The organism is Bacillus sp. FSL K6-3312, from assembly GCF_038007485.1.
GTDB lineage: Bacteria > Bacillota > Bacilli > Bacillales > Bacillaceae > Bacillus > Bacillus pumilus.
The window spans coordinates 16,319-30,791 of the sequence record NZ_JBBOXI010000002.1 but is presented as its reverse complement, the minus strand read 5'-3'; the positions used below and the strand labels follow the sequence as shown (position 1 = coordinate 30,791).

The 14,473-nt window shown below is 39.5% G+C and carries 16 protein-coding genes and 1 pseudogene; 7 read left to right on the top strand and 10 right to left on the bottom strand.

Going from position 1 to position 14,473, the window contains the following annotated elements; all coding sequences use genetic code 11:
- The 3 genes and pseudogenes from MHI11_RS20815 to MHI11_RS20805 form a co-directional block, all read right to left on the bottom strand.
- Positions 1 to 296: pseudogene (locus MHI11_RS20815) on the bottom strand (hypothetical protein); the annotation flags it as partial.
- A 65-nt stretch (positions 297 to 361) separates the two neighbouring features.
- On the bottom strand, positions 362 to 1,180 hold the full coding sequence (locus MHI11_RS20810; RefSeq protein ID WP_340962410.1) for a septation ring formation regulator EzrA: 819 nt from the start codon (positions 1,178 to 1,180) through the stop codon (positions 362 to 364).
- A 175-nt stretch (positions 1,181 to 1,355) separates the two neighbouring features.
- A complete protein-coding gene (locus tag MHI11_RS20805; RefSeq protein ID WP_340962409.1) occupies positions 1,356 to 1,631 on the bottom strand; it encodes a DUF5839 family protein in 276 nt (91 codons plus the stop codon).
- An 897-nt stretch (positions 1,632 to 2,528) separates the two neighbouring features.
- Between MHI11_RS20805 and MHI11_RS20800 the strand changes: the two genes are divergently transcribed.
- From MHI11_RS20800 to MHI11_RS20780, 5 genes are all read left to right on the top strand, one after another.
- Positions 2,529 to 3,206: a hypothetical protein gene (locus MHI11_RS20800; protein ID WP_340962408.1), complete on the top strand. Its 678-nt coding sequence runs from the start codon at positions 2,529 to 2,531 to the stop codon at positions 3,204 to 3,206.
- Between the two features lie 99 nt (positions 3,207 to 3,305).
- On the top strand, positions 3,306 to 3,713 hold the full coding sequence (locus MHI11_RS20795) for a single-stranded DNA-binding protein (RefSeq protein ID WP_144472600.1): 408 nt from the start codon (positions 3,306 to 3,308) through the stop codon (positions 3,711 to 3,713).
- Between the two features lie 52 nt (positions 3,714 to 3,765).
- A complete protein-coding gene (locus MHI11_RS20790; protein WP_340962407.1) occupies positions 3,766 to 4,116 on the top strand; it encodes a hypothetical protein in 351 nt (116 codons plus the stop codon).
- Positions 4,117 to 4,235: 119 nt separating this feature from the next.
- A complete protein-coding gene (locus tag MHI11_RS20785) occupies positions 4,236 to 4,409 on the top strand; it encodes a hypothetical protein (RefSeq protein WP_340962406.1) in 174 nt (57 codons plus the stop codon).
- Positions 4,406 to 4,945 carry a thermonuclease family protein gene (locus MHI11_RS20780; RefSeq protein ID WP_340962405.1) on the top strand — a complete coding sequence of 180 codons (540 nt, stop codon included), beginning with the start codon at positions 4,406 to 4,408 and terminating at the stop codon, positions 4,943 to 4,945. Before MHI11_RS20785 ends, MHI11_RS20780 begins: the two co-directional genes overlap by 4 nt.
- 33 nt (positions 4,946 to 4,978) lie before the next feature.
- On the opposite strand, the gene MHI11_RS20775 is transcribed toward MHI11_RS20780, so the two are convergent.
- The 7 genes from MHI11_RS20775 to MHI11_RS20745 form a co-directional block, all read right to left on the bottom strand.
- On the bottom strand, positions 4,979 to 5,632 hold the full coding sequence (locus tag MHI11_RS20775) for a SprT-like domain-containing protein (RefSeq protein WP_340962404.1): 654 nt from the start codon (positions 5,630 to 5,632) through the stop codon (positions 4,979 to 4,981).
- Positions 5,633 to 5,683: 51 nt separating this feature from the next.
- Positions 5,684 to 5,911, bottom strand: a complete 228-nt coding sequence (locus tag MHI11_RS20770; RefSeq protein ID WP_340962403.1) for a hypothetical protein — start codon at positions 5,909 to 5,911, stop codon at positions 5,684 to 5,686.
- A gap of 207 nt (positions 5,912 to 6,118) precedes the next feature.
- Positions 6,119 to 6,655, bottom strand: coding sequence for a hypothetical protein (locus MHI11_RS20765; RefSeq protein WP_340962402.1), 537 nt, complete (start codon positions 6,653 to 6,655; stop codon positions 6,119 to 6,121).
- Positions 6,656 to 6,668: 13 nt separating this feature from the next.
- Complete coding sequence (locus tag MHI11_RS20760; protein ID WP_340962401.1) at positions 6,669 to 6,803, bottom strand: hypothetical protein; 135 nt, start codon at positions 6,801 to 6,803, stop codon at positions 6,669 to 6,671.
- An 18-nt stretch (positions 6,804 to 6,821) separates the two neighbouring features.
- A complete protein-coding gene (locus tag MHI11_RS20755) occupies positions 6,822 to 6,983 on the bottom strand; it encodes a hypothetical protein (protein WP_340962400.1) in 162 nt (53 codons plus the stop codon).
- A 19-nt stretch (positions 6,984 to 7,002) separates the two neighbouring features.
- On the bottom strand, positions 7,003 to 7,455 hold the full coding sequence (locus MHI11_RS20750) for a hypothetical protein (RefSeq protein WP_340962398.1): 453 nt from the start codon (positions 7,453 to 7,455) through the stop codon (positions 7,003 to 7,005).
- Between the two features lie 15 nt (positions 7,456 to 7,470).
- Entirely contained in the window at positions 7,471 to 8,637 is a 1,167-nt protein-coding gene (locus MHI11_RS20745) for a ParM/StbA family protein (RefSeq protein WP_340962397.1), read from the bottom strand.
- Positions 8,638 to 10,596: 1,959 nt separating this feature from the next.
- Here MHI11_RS20745 and MHI11_RS20740 point away from each other — a divergent pair.
- On the top strand, positions 10,597 to 11,283 hold the full coding sequence (locus MHI11_RS20740; RefSeq protein ID WP_340962396.1) for a hypothetical protein: 687 nt from the start codon (positions 10,597 to 10,599) through the stop codon (positions 11,281 to 11,283).
- Positions 11,284 to 14,472 (top strand): helicase HerA-like domain-containing protein, encoded by a 3,189-nt coding sequence (locus MHI11_RS20735; RefSeq protein ID WP_340962395.1) that lies wholly within the window; start codon positions 11,284 to 11,286, stop codon positions 14,470 to 14,472. It abuts the gene before it with no gap.
- Position 14,473: the final 1 nt, after the last annotated feature.

The window sequence follows — 14,473 nt, the reverse complement described above, 5'->3', positions numbered from 1 at the left end:
ACATGATAATTAGACCTATTAGATGAGAAGTACATATTATTATCACTCTGAGTAGACGAAGTAAATCCCACGCAGTCTTTTAATGACACGCTTGATAGCTTACTCCCTGTATCGTTATAGTTTACTATCTCGCACCCCCTATCCATCACCTTTGAATGAATTACAGCAAATTTACTATCTTTCATATTGCTCAATTCTCCCTTAGGAGAGTCCCCCACAGCCTCCTCTTTCTTTGAACACGCTAAACAAACAAGTGCTATGGCGCAAGCTAATAAAAGTAACTTAAAGTATTTCATTCAATCATCTCCCTTCAATTTTAAACAAGTAAAGCAATCGGGGAAATCCCCGACTGCTTATTAACTTACTTTTTATGATAAAAGACCTTCGTGTTGTTAGAGTTAACTAATTCCATCGGCGATACGACTAAATCTTTTTTATTATTGTCAATATCGTGACCTTGATTTTTCCAAGCTCTCCAAGCTAATTGAGAGCAATAGAATTTTTTTGTGGTTTTCTTGTCAAAGAAGTTCAAATTGTATGGCTTCTTTTGATTAGCTTGTTTTTCGGCATACTTAGCCGCATTTACATATTTGGTATTATTAGACTTCTTTACCCACAGCCCATATACCTTCTTTCTATTTCCCCAAGAATTATTATAGAATCTAACTCCATGCTGTTTTTTTGGACTCCAAAGCTTATGCCAAGATTCTATGGTATTTGACTTCGTTCTCGAAACAATAGCCGCATGTCCGAGACCAATTGCAGAACTGCCTGAATTTAAGTCATAGCTAACCAATACATCGCCTTTAGTGCCTAGGCTCTTGCTCTTCTTGGCGTTTACACTCATCTTATCTTTCTCTTCGTTGTACTTAGGTAAATACTCGTCAATCACGCCATCTTTAATATATTGATCGATATCTTTCTGCGACTCTTCGAATATCGCTTCTGCTTTTGCTTCCGTAGATACAGAGTCATATTCCTTTTTGCTCATTTCGTAAAGCTCATTAATCTGTTCAGAGGTCATTCCCTCTGCTTTCATTTCTTCTATTTCTTGCTTGGCTCTTTCAGTGTTCATAGAAGGGTATACCTCTTTCGCTTGTGCATTTCCCTCCAAACCAAACCCAGTGAATAACACGGATGCTGACAACAAGGATGTGACAATAACGTTTCGTTTTTTCATATTATTACCTCCAATTCCTTTTTTAGCGTGGTCCACATTTACCATATTAATGATTAAAATGGATCATGTAAACATTACTAGAATTTTAAGGATGTTTTAATATCTGATGAATTGACATGTTAAATTTGAGTGAATTTTTACATTAAAAAAGAGACTACTCGTAATAGTCTCTCTTTCACACAGGTACATTTTCTTTATTTTTATCTACTTGATCCAAAATCTTAATGACTCTCTTGTAATAGCAACCTGTTTCTTCTAGTTCTTCTCTTGAAACGTCAATTACTAGGACAGTTTTTTTCCTGTTTAGAGATTCAACCAATACAATATCCCCTTGTTGTATCTGTCCTCTTAGTCTTTTAGGAATGTGCCACTTAAAAGGTTTAGGTCTTACCTTTAATTCACCATTCTGCTTCCTGCAATGGAAAGCTGTAATCGTATTTTTTTCGTCCATTACATACACTCCCTCTGCGCTTTACTCTAAGGATAACAACATAAAATAAAAAGAAGCCAGGTCTAGCTCCTTCTGCTTCTTTTTCTCTCTTCATTAGCTTTAATTAATAATAGTCCTACTACACCTAGAATGATTAGTCCTATCTCAAACATGTTGATTACTACTTCTACTTTCATATGATCTCCTCTCTTGATCAGTATTTCCTAAATTATAACATGCACCAGATATCAATATCCTGAAATTTAAATGTGTTCATTTTTAAACATGTTAAATGGGCTTAAGCCCATTCTTTCTTTGCTTAAGCAAAGAGTGTGATAAAGGAATGTTTAGATTTTTGATCAGTTAAAGGCGGGATCACCCAAGGGGTCTGCTCGCAGTCATAAGCCGGACAGCGCCCGGCAACTCTCTGCGGCATCTCGCTTCCCTCTAAAATGGCCGATAACATGCAGCTGTACACTTCCGGATTTGCATGCGGCTGATCCGGAAGCTACAGATGCTATGTTCCTGTCCATTTCTTAACGAGTGAACGATGATAAAAAACTTAAATGCAAAACAACGTCAGACGGAAAGGAGACATACGTCTCCTATCGGTCTTTTTCCCTTTTTGACCTCCGAAGCGTAAATGTCCCCAAGGCTTGTAAGGCCGGGATCGGGCGAGCCTCGTTACTCTTCCCGATCTCGACCCAACAAGCCGAGCTGCCACGTCAAGGGGCGAAAAACTTTTTATCGAAACCCCGCTGCAAGCTGCAGCGGCGATAAAAACTTTTCCGACTGAAACCCTTGACGAGTCAGCTATGGGGCATTTTCGCTCTACGTGTCAAAAAGGGAAAAAATAATCCCCCTCTGGGGAACTAAATCCCTTCGGAGTTCAAAAAATGAAAAAGGAGAGGAAACCAAATGAGCATTGAAATCTATGAAAACCTGAAAGAATTGGAGAAAGCCTATACAGGCTTTCATGAGACAAAAACCTATTCTAGCGGGACCGTTTATGTCGAGGCGGAACAGCTTGCAATCACTATCTACGAAAATTCGCTTATCGTCCATACCCTTGACAATGCTTTGAAGCGAGGAAAAACCGTCATCAAACATACGGTACATTTTCAGAGAGGCTCCTTTGATGGTAGTGAAATCATAAATAAGTATATGTTCTTTCTGAAAATCAATTTTGCTGAATTGATTAAAAGAGCTGTTGCCAACGCTCTTCCGGACGTTGACGACATAAGCGTGAATAATTTTCATGACGAGGAAAAGGCTGTGCGCGTCTTCAGCCCATTTGCAAAACCGAAAAGGGTTAATCCTCATTCAAAATGGACGATTGACAAGGTCGCTAAAGCGATCTTGACGGGTCAGGTAACACAAGGCGTTCAAGACATGAGGCTTACTGATGATTATGCCTACGATGCGGCGGTGAATTTCAGAAAAGGTGAGCTGTTCGACCTTCTAGGCTTTGCTAAAGAGCTGACAGAGTCGCCTAGCGGCTGGTGGGTATATGTGGATGAGACGGAGGACAACAAAATCAAATTACGCGTTTCTCGTTATCACTTTGATTATCGGACTTTGTATGTCGCTGTATAGGGGCGGAGACATCCGCCCTTCCCATCTAATTATTTAAGCCTAATTTTTTTGATGAAAAATTGAATAGTACTATTCAATTTAAATTGAAGGGAGAGATTAATAATGAATAACGTTTCACTTGTCGGCAGACTCACAAGAGACCCAGAGCTTAAATATACACCAGGAGGAAATCCAGTCGTTAACTTCAAACTGGCGGTAAATCGGACTTTCACAAATCAGCAAGGCGAGCGACAAGCCGACTTTATCAACTGTCAGGCGTGGGATAAAAAGGCCGAAAACATCGCGAATTATCAGCGAAAAGGTTCTTTGATCGGAGTATCCGGACGCTTGCAAACAAGCTCATATGAGAAGGACGGCACGAGGTTTTATAAAACAGAAGTTGTCGTTGAAACGGCCGAGTTTTTAGAGCCGAAGAACAAACATTCAGGCGGCACACAGCCAACTAGCAGAGAGGAACGGGAGCCGGCAGGTTCTGTTCCTGTCGGTGATGACGACCTTCCATTTTAGGATGAAGCGCCCCGTCTGGGGCGGTCTAAATTTAATATAAGGGGAGATAAAAATGTGTGAATACATCGAATTGCAACGAAATGAAAGAGAGTATATGCTTTTAAAAGTCAGTGAGCTGAAAAAATATTGTCATGATACATTAGGCATTTCATATGAAGAGTTTTTACAGAGCTATACGTTTGACGATGTGGAATTTATAGAGAATTATCTTCCAGAATTAAACCATTCACAATCCTGTCCGAATTGCAATTGCGGGCGGTTTTACCGTCAAGCGATTGAGGAAGTCAAAATTCATATTTGTGATACATGTCCAGCAATGGATATAGAATTTCACCGAGGCAACAAGGAAGAGACAATAGAAAAGGCTCGCGATTTTTTTATAAACTTTTTTCTGAAATACTGATGTATTAAACCGTTTCAAAAATAGAACGGTCGACGGTTTCACTTTTGAAATGGTCGACTGTTCGCAAAATGAAACCCATTAATAATTCAGTCTAAGGGCATTAAAAGGAGGCAGATATGATGAAACAAGTTCAGCTTCATTATCATGACTGGGGTCAATGCTATTATTATTTGGTTTCTCTTTTAAAAGAGTGTGGTGAAGATATTCCCCACGACTTGAAGGAATGGCCTACGAAAGCGATTGTTAAGGAGATCGAGAAACGCAGTCTAGTATCAGAGGGGAATTGCTCATGAAGAAAATAGCGGGATACAGTTTGTCACTTGTGCTACTTCTGGGCGTTTTGGTGAGCTGTAATAAGGCGGACGACATGCCGCCGGCGGACGAGACAACGGCAGCCGCAGCCGCCGATCAGCAGCAGGAACAGAACTTAATTTCTGGTGTGGTGGTTAATGTTGTAGATGGAGACACCATAGATGTAAGAATGAAAAGTGGAAAACAGGAGCGTGTCCGTTTTATCCTGGTTGATACTCCTGAAACGGTTCATCCTAAAAAGGGAGAAGAGCCATTCGGACGTGAGGCGTCAGATTTCACTAAGAAGACTCTCAGCGGCCAGAAAGTTGATCTGAAGCTTGGAGTTCAGGAAAGAGATAAATACGGCCGCCTTCTGGCTTACGTCTATCTGAAGGACGGGGCAATGATAAATGAATTGTTACTACAGAAAGGGCTTGCACGTGTCGCCGTATTCCCTCCAAACACGGAGTTTGTTGATCAGTTCCGCAAGATCGAGGCTCAAGCCCAAGAAGAACATAAGGGAATATGGAGTCAATAAACATAAGCTCTGTCTCGTGTGAGGCAGGGCTTATTAAGGTTCATTGATTAAGATTTCATCGCATTCTACGCATTTCACCGCAATTTCCTTCTTAGATGACAATACGCGTAGGTTACAAGCGGGGCAGATCCATTTATACTTTCTAGTTTTTTTTTCAACCTGCTGCTGTTCTCCAGATGCATTGTCTCCGGTCCCGCCGTGAAATCCTTTTCGTGCAATACTGAAAGCTTTGGGGTTAATCTTTAATGATTCAATCTTTTTCTTTGAGTCCTCTGTCAGCTTTGGAAAAGCCCATCCATATTTTTTATCTGGTTTGTTGTCAGGGAAGTAAAATCCGCGCTTCTCGCATTCAGCTTTGAATCTTTTGTTATGATAAGTGCCGTTTCGGGAACAGTCTTGTATGTCACAAATCGCATTATAGAGGTGAACCATTTCGTGAAGCATCGTGTCCATTGTTTCCATGAACTCAATATCGAGATATTCTGCCGCGATGTTTAGTTCATACCTTCGGTTTTCCCCTTCTTTGTCGCGCCAGACTTCTTTTGTGGTACACCATCCCATAGATTTACGGTTTCCGCTTGTTTGAATGGTAATTGCAGGTTCAGGCAACTCACCTTTGAAAAAGGCATCATTTAACTTCTTAAAAGCGACATGTAGCTCATTAATGGCTGCTTGGATGTTAGTCATGAGGCGCGCCTCCCTTCATTTTTAAAGTCTATATACGGAGCAAATATTACCTCATTGATCCTGCTGAATATTGTTTATTTCACTCCAAAACTTATCTTTAAATACTTCTAACTTATACCACATCAACGCGATCAAAATAATGATACTAACAATTGCAACTATTCGAAATACCCAAGGCGTTTTTAAACTCTTCATTGATATTTGAGCAGTAATCACACATATAGCAAATATAAATATAATAATTAACCATGGGTATATCTGTTCCATATCACCAATCAATAGATTAGCCTCCTTTATATTGTAGGTTCAGGTAAAAGACTTTTCATCATCATGATTTTATTTGTTTAAAAGAACTTGCTTATTAGATAGTCAATATATTGATAGATACTTTGAAAATTAAGTGTAGTCACAGATACAGCAATCATAAATACAAGAAACAACAATATATGTTGCAGATCTATACCCTTCTCTTTTTCATTTCCTTTATCATTCATATTTTTGGCTCTCCTTAGGTTTTTGGTCAATGCTCATACCGCCTGTTACAGCAGGAGCATTTTTCATTATCATGACTTTGCCTTGTTTTTTCTCCATTTTGTCGAGGTATGCAAACAAGAATTTGTCGTTAATCGTTTTTGGTATATAACCGATTCGATCAGCAATGATGTTTTCAATGACCCATACCTTGCGAGTTGCTTTTTCATACTCTTTGTAGCTTTCTTGCTGGAACTGTTCAAGCTGTTCATTACTTTGTCCGGCCTGTTTGGCTCGATGAATGTTAACCCGGCCATTGTATACGTCCGAACGGTATTCTCGGGCGTATTTTAATAGAAAGATGAGTTCAATTGTTTTGGATTTTAATAATTCAGGAGTCGATTTATAAATGTCCGCGGGGTCGGGTTCATATGAAAGGGTATGTGTTTTTCGTTGGCCGTTCTCTAAGATGTCGTCAGGCTTGAGGTTCATTTCACAGTATGAGCAATAATTTGAAACAAGTTCCGATCCGCAGTAAGCGCATGTTTTCATATAAGATCACTCCTTAATTTAAAAACCCGAACAAAACAGCTGCCCTGGCTCCAGGAAAATCAATCAAAACACGAATGAAAAAAGATGGCCATCTTTCATACCAATGCTTATTCACGAACGAAGCAGAGAGCCGTTTTGATAATGTCATGACGGCTCACTCCTTGGCTCACTTCTTTTTACTCATCCGTTCCAGCATTTCTTGCCGGAGCAGCCCTACATAATTTTGCTCTTCTATTGTAAAAAAACTTTGTTTATTAAAAGAGCTATAAGTCTCTAACAGCTCCATATCTACCATGTCTTTTGGTTTTTTTCTATCATCCATATCCATTGTAAAGCCCCTTTAATTTTTAGTCGTCATCATCATCAAAATCCAAGAAATTGTCTTGTGCAAACTTTAAGACTTTTTCATTCTGAATGACTGTCTCCGGAGACTTGTCGTCTGTATTGTTAACCTCATCTTCTTTAGAAGATAGGCGGACAGCTTTAGCTGGCTCACGTATTAGCTGTAGTGCTAATTGACCGATGAGAGTTCGAACCTCTTCGCTTTCAAGTTTTTTGCTTTCGTTATAAGTTAAATCTTCAGGAAGAGGAACAAGGATCCTGTTCCTCTTCGTCTTGTTGATTTGCAATTCTGTTTCCAATACGCTTATCAATCGTCGAACCATTTCTCCGCTAAAATTCCGGCCATATTTTCTGCTTAATTTGTTTATAAACTTGATGACATCTGGAGGCGTATCAACGGGCAATCTAAGCTGTATTTTATCTTTGGGCTGAAATACTTTATATTTTTTCTCTGACATCGTTTATCCTCACCTTTATTTAGCCGTTTCAGCGACCTCAGCTTTTTCTACCTTCGGTAATTCAATACCTTTCTTTTGGCAGAACAGAGTAAGTATTTTGAAGTATGCACGTGCAATCATCCAAATGCTATCTTCTACTCGGGGGAACTCAAGCGGGAATTTTGCATCTTTGTTGTTGATCTCGATTAAATAATTCTTTAGAACAGCCGAGCCGCCACCAATATTGTATGCTTTGCGGATGTCAGGTACGTTTCTCCAAATGCCTTTCATGAGCTTGTATTCTTCACTGGCAAGTGTAGATAATTCTTCATCTACAATATCTTCTATGGTTGTTGACTGTCCGGCGACATAGATTGTATTTTTTTCCTCTGCATTTTGACTTGTGATGATTTCGACCAAATCTCTTCTGCTTTTAATCGTGTAGCGATGTTCGTTATACACTTTTTTAATAATGTTGTCTAAGGCTCCAGCAACGCCTTTTTTAATTCCGTCGCTGAATTCGTTGTCAACCTGTGCATCTTTTGTGATGATCGCGCTGTCTGTAGAAAGGCCACCAATGTCATTGATTAAAACAGTTTTTCCGACGATATCGCTATACTTTTCTGATAGTTCAATGTAAGCTGCGAATCCTTCTGTATTGACCAAAACATTTTCAAAGGAAATTTCAACAGTTTTTCCTTGATAAACGGGAGTATCTAAGAATGTCACTTTATGTTGGCCGTCTCTTATTTTTTTGCGGAATGCTTTATTTAAGCCCCTCTTTGTTTCGTCCATTGGTAGTCCTGTAGAGAGTAAATATTTAGCTTTAATTACCTGATCATCATCGTCATCTACTTTATTGTCCACTGGTTTAAAATTCTTAACAGCGTCGAGAGCTAAAGTTGTGAGCAGCATGATCATTGCTTGATCGCTTTCTGATTTGTCAGTGTCCGGCGTTAACTCTTCATTGACATTTTGTTTGCTAGCCAACTTGCCAACTGCTACTTTTTGAATTCCGCTTTTTAGTGTGCTGCTGTTTACTTCAACGTGAATAGCGTCTAAAGGGTTTTTCTCCATTTCTACAATAGAACGAGCTTCCAGTTTTGCTACAACGTTAGGGATGTAGAGTTTGTTTTCCTCTCCTGCGCCTCCTAAGAATGCTTTAACTGCATCATTACCGATGTCTACACTTGCTAATCTCATGAATAATTCCTCCTCTTGTTTAACTTAACTATATTGTATCCAAAATGTATCCATTTAGTCAATACCAATGTATCCATTTTGTATACATTTTTAAAACATGAAAAAACCCCTTGAGATAAGGGGTTTACGAATCTATTAAAAAGGTGTATATTAGTTTTAAAACTTCATACATTTACTAGATTTCAAGAGAAATCGCATTACATAAAAAAAAGAAAGAGGTTGCGCCAACAACACTCTTTCGGGTTTAGCTAGCCCGGAGCTACCAACTCAACTAGCTTAATTGGAAGGTCAAAGACCTTTATTCGTTTTTGATAAATAATATCTGCCCTTATAATAGCAGTAAAATCGCTTAAAAACAAGCTTTTTATGTATATTTTGGGCAGTTATTTTTCTTCAATAAACGACACTTTTTCCAGTTAAGATGAATGTTGGAACCGCTTGGGCTATGCTCAGGCGGTTTTTCTATTTGTCTAGTACGGAGAGCAATGATCTTATCCTCTACGATAAAAAAAAGGTGTCAGGGGGTCAGCTAGAGCCAATTTCGAAAAGTCTAGCGTGTCGGGTGGTCTTGCTTCATGGATCATCAGGCAGGGACGGTATGTTTTGTTCCTTTTCGCCATTAGGGAAAAAAACGCGTACACGCCGTTGTGCGCGCGATAAAAGCTATAAAGTAAAAGGAGGGTTGGACACCATGTCTGTACGTTCTTTGGACGTGCAGAGGGGATGTGAGATGAGCTAGAAGTGATTCTAGTCAAGCTAAGGGAATGGTGCAGTTGATATGCTCACATGCGAAAAGCAAAACTAATGAAGCGCGATACATACGTATACCACACGGATACCTGAACTCGGTACACCGAGTTTGTCAGAGCGCAGTTTTCTCTCAAGGTTCAAGGGGGAAAACTGCGGCCAAGCGTTCCCAGCCGTTGTCCTGGCCTGGAACCCGAGTATGCCAAAACCTAAAATCAAAAAGCAAGAAAAAACCTCTAAAAAGTAGCCTCTTGATGAAAAAATTAGTCTCTATTAAAAACAGAAAAGCTTTAGCTATTCTGGCGATGGGAACTGAAACTTCTTCTGATTATTTCCACTTAACATGTAATTTGATTATGATCTTCTATCACGAGAAAATTCGAAATTCGATACAGTTTTCATGTCTTTGAAATTCTTTTTTCATGGTAATTTATGTGTGATAAAAGCTCATCTTTTGTTATCAGAATTTAATGAAAATAGGTCTTGATTTTTTAACCTCTAGTGGTATAATTTCGGTAAATAGGTGGTATTGAAGTGGTAATTTTGAGATACCCACCCCACCACCAAAAAGTTATTTTAAGGGCGTCCCATCAACATTTATCTAAGGACTTACTCGTGACTTCCCTCTTACTACGTGTACAAGAGGGAAGTCACGAGTAAAACGATAAATATTGATGGGTAGAGAGATGTAGGATGGTGGTGGGATGGGTACAGTAAGTAAGAGATAGGAGTGAGGTGAGAGAGAAGAGAGTAAGATCAAGGTCAAGAGATTAAGGTCAAGTTCAAGGTCAAGTACAGGAGGATGAAGAGAGGAGGTTATAAGGTTGTGTGGTGGTGGGCGGGGTGAAGATGATACGGTGTATTTTGTGTAGAGAATATCAGTTGTTGAGAGTTTGGATTTTGTGAGTTGGTGGGTGTAGTCGTGGTCATTTGAAAGTGTTCTTTGAAAGGGAAGTGAAAAAACGTTAAGCGCAGCCGTTCGAAGAATAGTTTTTTAACCGGATGAGGTAGACGCAAGGATCGTGTTGTTTGGTCCGCACATTGTGAGTCAAACTTCAGTCCCGAAACAAAGGGTAAGATAAGGTCAATAGCCTTAGCAAATATTTATCGTAAGTGGTAACTTTGTGGTACTAAAATGGTATATATTTTTGAAAACAAGCTTGCTACACTAAAGGAGGTGTAAACATTTTAGAAATTCGGGGGTCTGTTGAGATGGATTATATTTTAAGTGAAAAAAGGCGAAAGGTGGTTGAAGCTATTGATCGTTTCGGTGTCATCACGAGCGTTCAGCTTGAGCGCTTCTTAAAAGATATGGGGGTCATGACGATTTATCGTGCTAGGGCACAAGGCGAAGAATTGGGCTTTGTAGAAACGAAGACATTCGGCCGAAGAAAGGTTCTTTGTATTACAAAAAGCGGATCGAAATTTATTGGTCATATTGGAAGTGCCGCAGGTCTTAGTTATTCCACTTTGCAGCATGATTTGACAGTGAATGATGTGATTTTTAGCCTCTTAGAGCGATACGCAGCGAAAGGAACAGAATTTAGTTTTAAGACAGAAAGAGAATTGACGCGTGAATTGGTTCTTTCGTTGAGTGTGGAGCAAGCTCGCAAGCCTAATGCTTTAAGACACATCGCACAGGAAGTCCCTGATTTTCTCCTGGTGAATAGTGAGCGCCGTTTCGCTTTTGAAGTGGAATTAAGCCGGAAAACGAGTGCGAGAATCGAAAAGAAGATGCATCAATATAAAAAGTCGATTCAAAATGGCTTATATGATCGCGTTTTTTATATCTGTAAGGAGGATGCAATCCGAAATCAAGTTCATGCGTTTGCTTCATCGATTGGGGTCGATATTTCTTTTATAATGCTAGATGATTTGTTGACTAATGGGAGTGATTAAATGGATTTAAACTTTTGGAGTGATAAAAATCGGCCGCCTGATAACAACAGCAAGCCGGATTTCACTTCTTTGCTTGGGTATGGAACTATGATAGCTGCGGCTGCTGCTATAGGCTTGGCGTTTCTACCCTCGCTTGTTTTAGGATTGCTGATTTTTGGCTTTGTGTACGCATTAAAGCAGGCATCTAAGTTGAAGATTGTTTTTTGGCCTGCGGTTGTAGGTTTAGGTTTGATGCTGTATTTCGTAGGATGGCAGCAGTTGTTTCAATTCATACCAGTTTCCTTATCTATAGCCGGTATGGGTAATCGGTTAGATTATTTTGAGCAGTTAATAAATGACGGTCAGCCGTTCCATCCAAGTTATCAGTCTTATATTGCTGTTTTGGCTCTTTCTCTTATTTTCGCGCGGTTAGCTCTGGCGGTATATGAGTTTTTCAAGGGGAAGATCGTAAAACCGAAAGAGGATGTAATCGAAGAATACCGCAGTAGTAAAGATTATGAAAAGATTTATCAGAATCGCGTGAAGATTAACAATAATGTGCAAAAAAAATGGCGGAAAAACGTTGCAAAATCAGTGGAAAAGTCATTGCCAATTGAACACATTTTGCTCGGTATTGATGAACATAAAAAACAAGCAGAAATGGCTTTGGAAGAGACAACAAAACACATTTTGTTTCAAGGAACTACTGGAAGCGGAAAAACGATGGCAATTTTAACCGCAGCTGAAAGCGCATTGGCGAATGGTCAATCAGTATTTTTCGTTGATGGAAAGGGCGATCCGAAAACGATTGCTCAGTTCAAAAAGTTAACAGACAAATACGGCCGTAAGCTGCATGTATTCTCTGAAACAACGTCTTTAAGATACAACCCAATTAGGCATGGTAATAGAACAAGTGTGACGGATCGAATTATGGCAATCTTCGATTGGGAAAACGCTTTTTATAAAAATGAAGCGGAAAACTTTTTACAAAAAGTCATTCACATGATCCATGATTTTGATCTAAATACTGATTTGGCGACCATCGCAAAACACATGTCACTTAGCGCGGTATACAGAACATTAATGACTGACGTGGAAATAAAAGAAGAAGTCATCCAAGATAAAGTACCGGTCAAGAAAAAAAAGCCGGCAGAAGATGATGATATTCTTGGCCTGAATGAATCAGAGCAAGAGGAAGAAGAGTACGAAATTATAGAGCGTCCAGTCAAAAATAAAGTATTGAGCGCAAGAGCATCCCTTCATATGGAGCGTTTTTTCGGTAAAAGTGAGTTAACAGATGATGAAATCCAATCTTTGACGGACGAAAATCAAGACGATCCTGTTCTAATACTTGTAAAAAGTATGAAAACCCAGCTTGAAAAGTTGATTTATTCAGAACTTGGTGAACTTCTTGAAGATGACCCTAATGGTCTCGATCTGCTTGAGGTATTAGAACGTGGAGAAAGCGTTATTTTCTCGTTTAATAGCAACATTTATTCCGAGTTTATCAAACGTTTTGCAAGATTTGTCATTGCTGATTTATCATTCAGTGTCACAACTAGATACGGTCAGGACGTTCAGAAAGGCGCTCTCGGCATTTTTGACGAGTTTGGGGCTTATGGGTCTGAAACCATCGTAAACATCATTGCGCGGGCTCGGAGCGCTGAATTTGGGGCAGCTATTGGGATACAGTCGCTAGGAGATTTAGTTATTAACGGACAGGACATTTCAAAGCAGGTAATTGATAACTGTAATACGTTCTTTTTTGGCCGAAGTAATGAGGCTACATCCGCGGAAACAGTGGCTTCTATAATTGGGACTTATAATGACGTGGATCTGACCACACAGACGGAAAATATCGGTGGTCCTTTAAAAAGAATTGAGTTTAAAGCGGAAAAAGGAACAAGCCGGAAAGTAAAAAAATTCTATGTCCATCCAGACGAAATAAAGGATTTAGAAACTGGGGTTTTTGTCGTTGTCAGAAAGGCAGCGAGGGGGTTAAAGCCTGTTGAAAGACGGAAAATCATTTATTTTCGCAATCCAATGAATGGATTAGATGAAAAAAAAGAGTCGAACTCAGAAGTGTCTAAACAAGAATTGCAGTCCGACCGCACCAAGCGGAAGGCGCAATTTATTGAAAGGGGGAGACAAATGGGATTAGGCGGTTTGAAAGAAAAAATGTCGGACATTTTTTCAGACAATAGGATCAAGCGGAGCAAAAAAGAGAGCCGTAAATTGCCAAAGGCACGTAATGGAAAAGGTGCTGTCATATTTGTTTGGGTACTGATCGGTGTCGTTGGATTATCTGGGATATTGGCTTTTGGTCGTTCGCAAAATGCTTTGAATCGATCCAAAGCTACCGAGACGGCGCTAGCTGCTGTTACAGCTGGTCAGGATGAAAACGGATATGATGTTTACCGTAGTCCGAAAATGGAGATTTTCGCTAATCAAGTGGTCGATGAATACATGAATATTCCACGTGATAGTGAACAAAAGAAAGCGCGAGAAGAAGCACTCAAAAGCTATTATGCAGAAGGTTTAATGGTTGATCCAACTGGTGATGTAGGCGGATACCGGAAGTTGAATAGTAAAACGTTATATGATGTGCAGTTCGCTGATGATAAGGCGATCTTACAGTACCGCGTAGATTATGATAATGTCGCCATTCAGGAAAAAGAGCGAAAAGTGGAGAAGAAAAAAGGCAAGAAAAAAGAAAAAGTGAAAGAGAAATACGAAGAAGAGAAAAAGACAGGGCGTTCTATGCTGCTTAATGTGCCTGTAAAGGCTTCTAAAGGTGGTTATGCAGTTGTTTCTAACCTGTATTTCACACCGTTGCCGGATGTGAAAACAAAAGGCGTACAAAGCGAAACTAACCCGTTAACTGATGAATCTGAAATTCAGGCAGCACAGAAACAGCAGATTCAAAATTGGCTTAATGATTTCTTCAAAAAATATGCTGATGGAACGACAGATGATCTCACTTATATGATGGAGAAGCCGCAGGCTTTAAATGGGCAGCGTTCATTTGTCGGCTTAGAAAATCTCAAAGTCTATGCTTCAGGGAAAAATGGTTACATCGTAAAAACCAATGCAAAATTTAGAGAAAAAGAACTTGGCATTGAGAATACAGAAAGCTTCACCATGCACTTAAGTAAACGTGATGGTAAGTATTTTGTAGAAAAAATGGAAAACACATTAGGAGGAAAATAAT

Coding starts and splice junctions, on each gene's coding strand:
- MHI11_RS20810 (WP_340962410.1), bottom strand. CDS start 1,180: ATGAAAAAACGAAACGTTATTGTCACATCCTTGTTGTCAGCATCCGTG.
- MHI11_RS20805 (WP_340962409.1), bottom strand. CDS start 1,631: ATGGACGAAAAAAATACGATTACAGCTTTCCATTGCAGGAAGCAGAAT.
- MHI11_RS20800 (WP_340962408.1), top strand. CDS start 2,529: ATGAGCATTGAAATCTATGAAAACCTGAAAGAATTGGAGAAAGCCTAT.
- MHI11_RS20790 (WP_340962407.1), top strand. CDS start 3,766: ATGTGTGAATACATCGAATTGCAACGAAATGAAAGAGAGTATATGCTT.
- MHI11_RS20785 (WP_340962406.1), top strand. CDS start 4,236: ATGAAACAAGTTCAGCTTCATTATCATGACTGGGGTCAATGCTATTAT.
- MHI11_RS20780 (WP_340962405.1), top strand. CDS start 4,406: ATGAAGAAAATAGCGGGATACAGTTTGTCACTTGTGCTACTTCTGGGC.
- MHI11_RS20775 (WP_340962404.1), bottom strand. CDS start 5,632: ATGACTAACATCCAAGCAGCCATTAATGAGCTACATGTCGCTTTTAAG.
- MHI11_RS20765 (WP_340962402.1), bottom strand. CDS start 6,655: ATGAAAACATGCGCTTACTGCGGATCGGAACTTGTTTCAAATTATTGC.
- MHI11_RS20760 (WP_340962401.1), bottom strand. CDS start 6,803: ATGACATTATCAAAACGGCTCTCTGCTTCGTTCGTGAATAAGCATTGG.
- MHI11_RS20755 (WP_340962400.1), bottom strand. CDS start 6,983: ATGGATATGGATGATAGAAAAAAACCAAAAGACATGGTAGATATGGAG.
- MHI11_RS20750 (WP_340962398.1), bottom strand. CDS start 7,455: ATGTCAGAGAAAAAATATAAAGTATTTCAGCCCAAAGATAAAATACAG.
- MHI11_RS20745 (WP_340962397.1), bottom strand. CDS start 8,637: ATGAGATTAGCAAGTGTAGACATCGGTAATGATGCAGTTAAAGCATTC.
- MHI11_RS20740 (WP_340962396.1), top strand. CDS start 10,597: ATGGATTATATTTTAAGTGAAAAAAGGCGAAAGGTGGTTGAAGCTATT.
- MHI11_RS20735 (WP_340962395.1), top strand. CDS start 11,284: ATGGATTTAAACTTTTGGAGTGATAAAAATCGGCCGCCTGATAACAAC.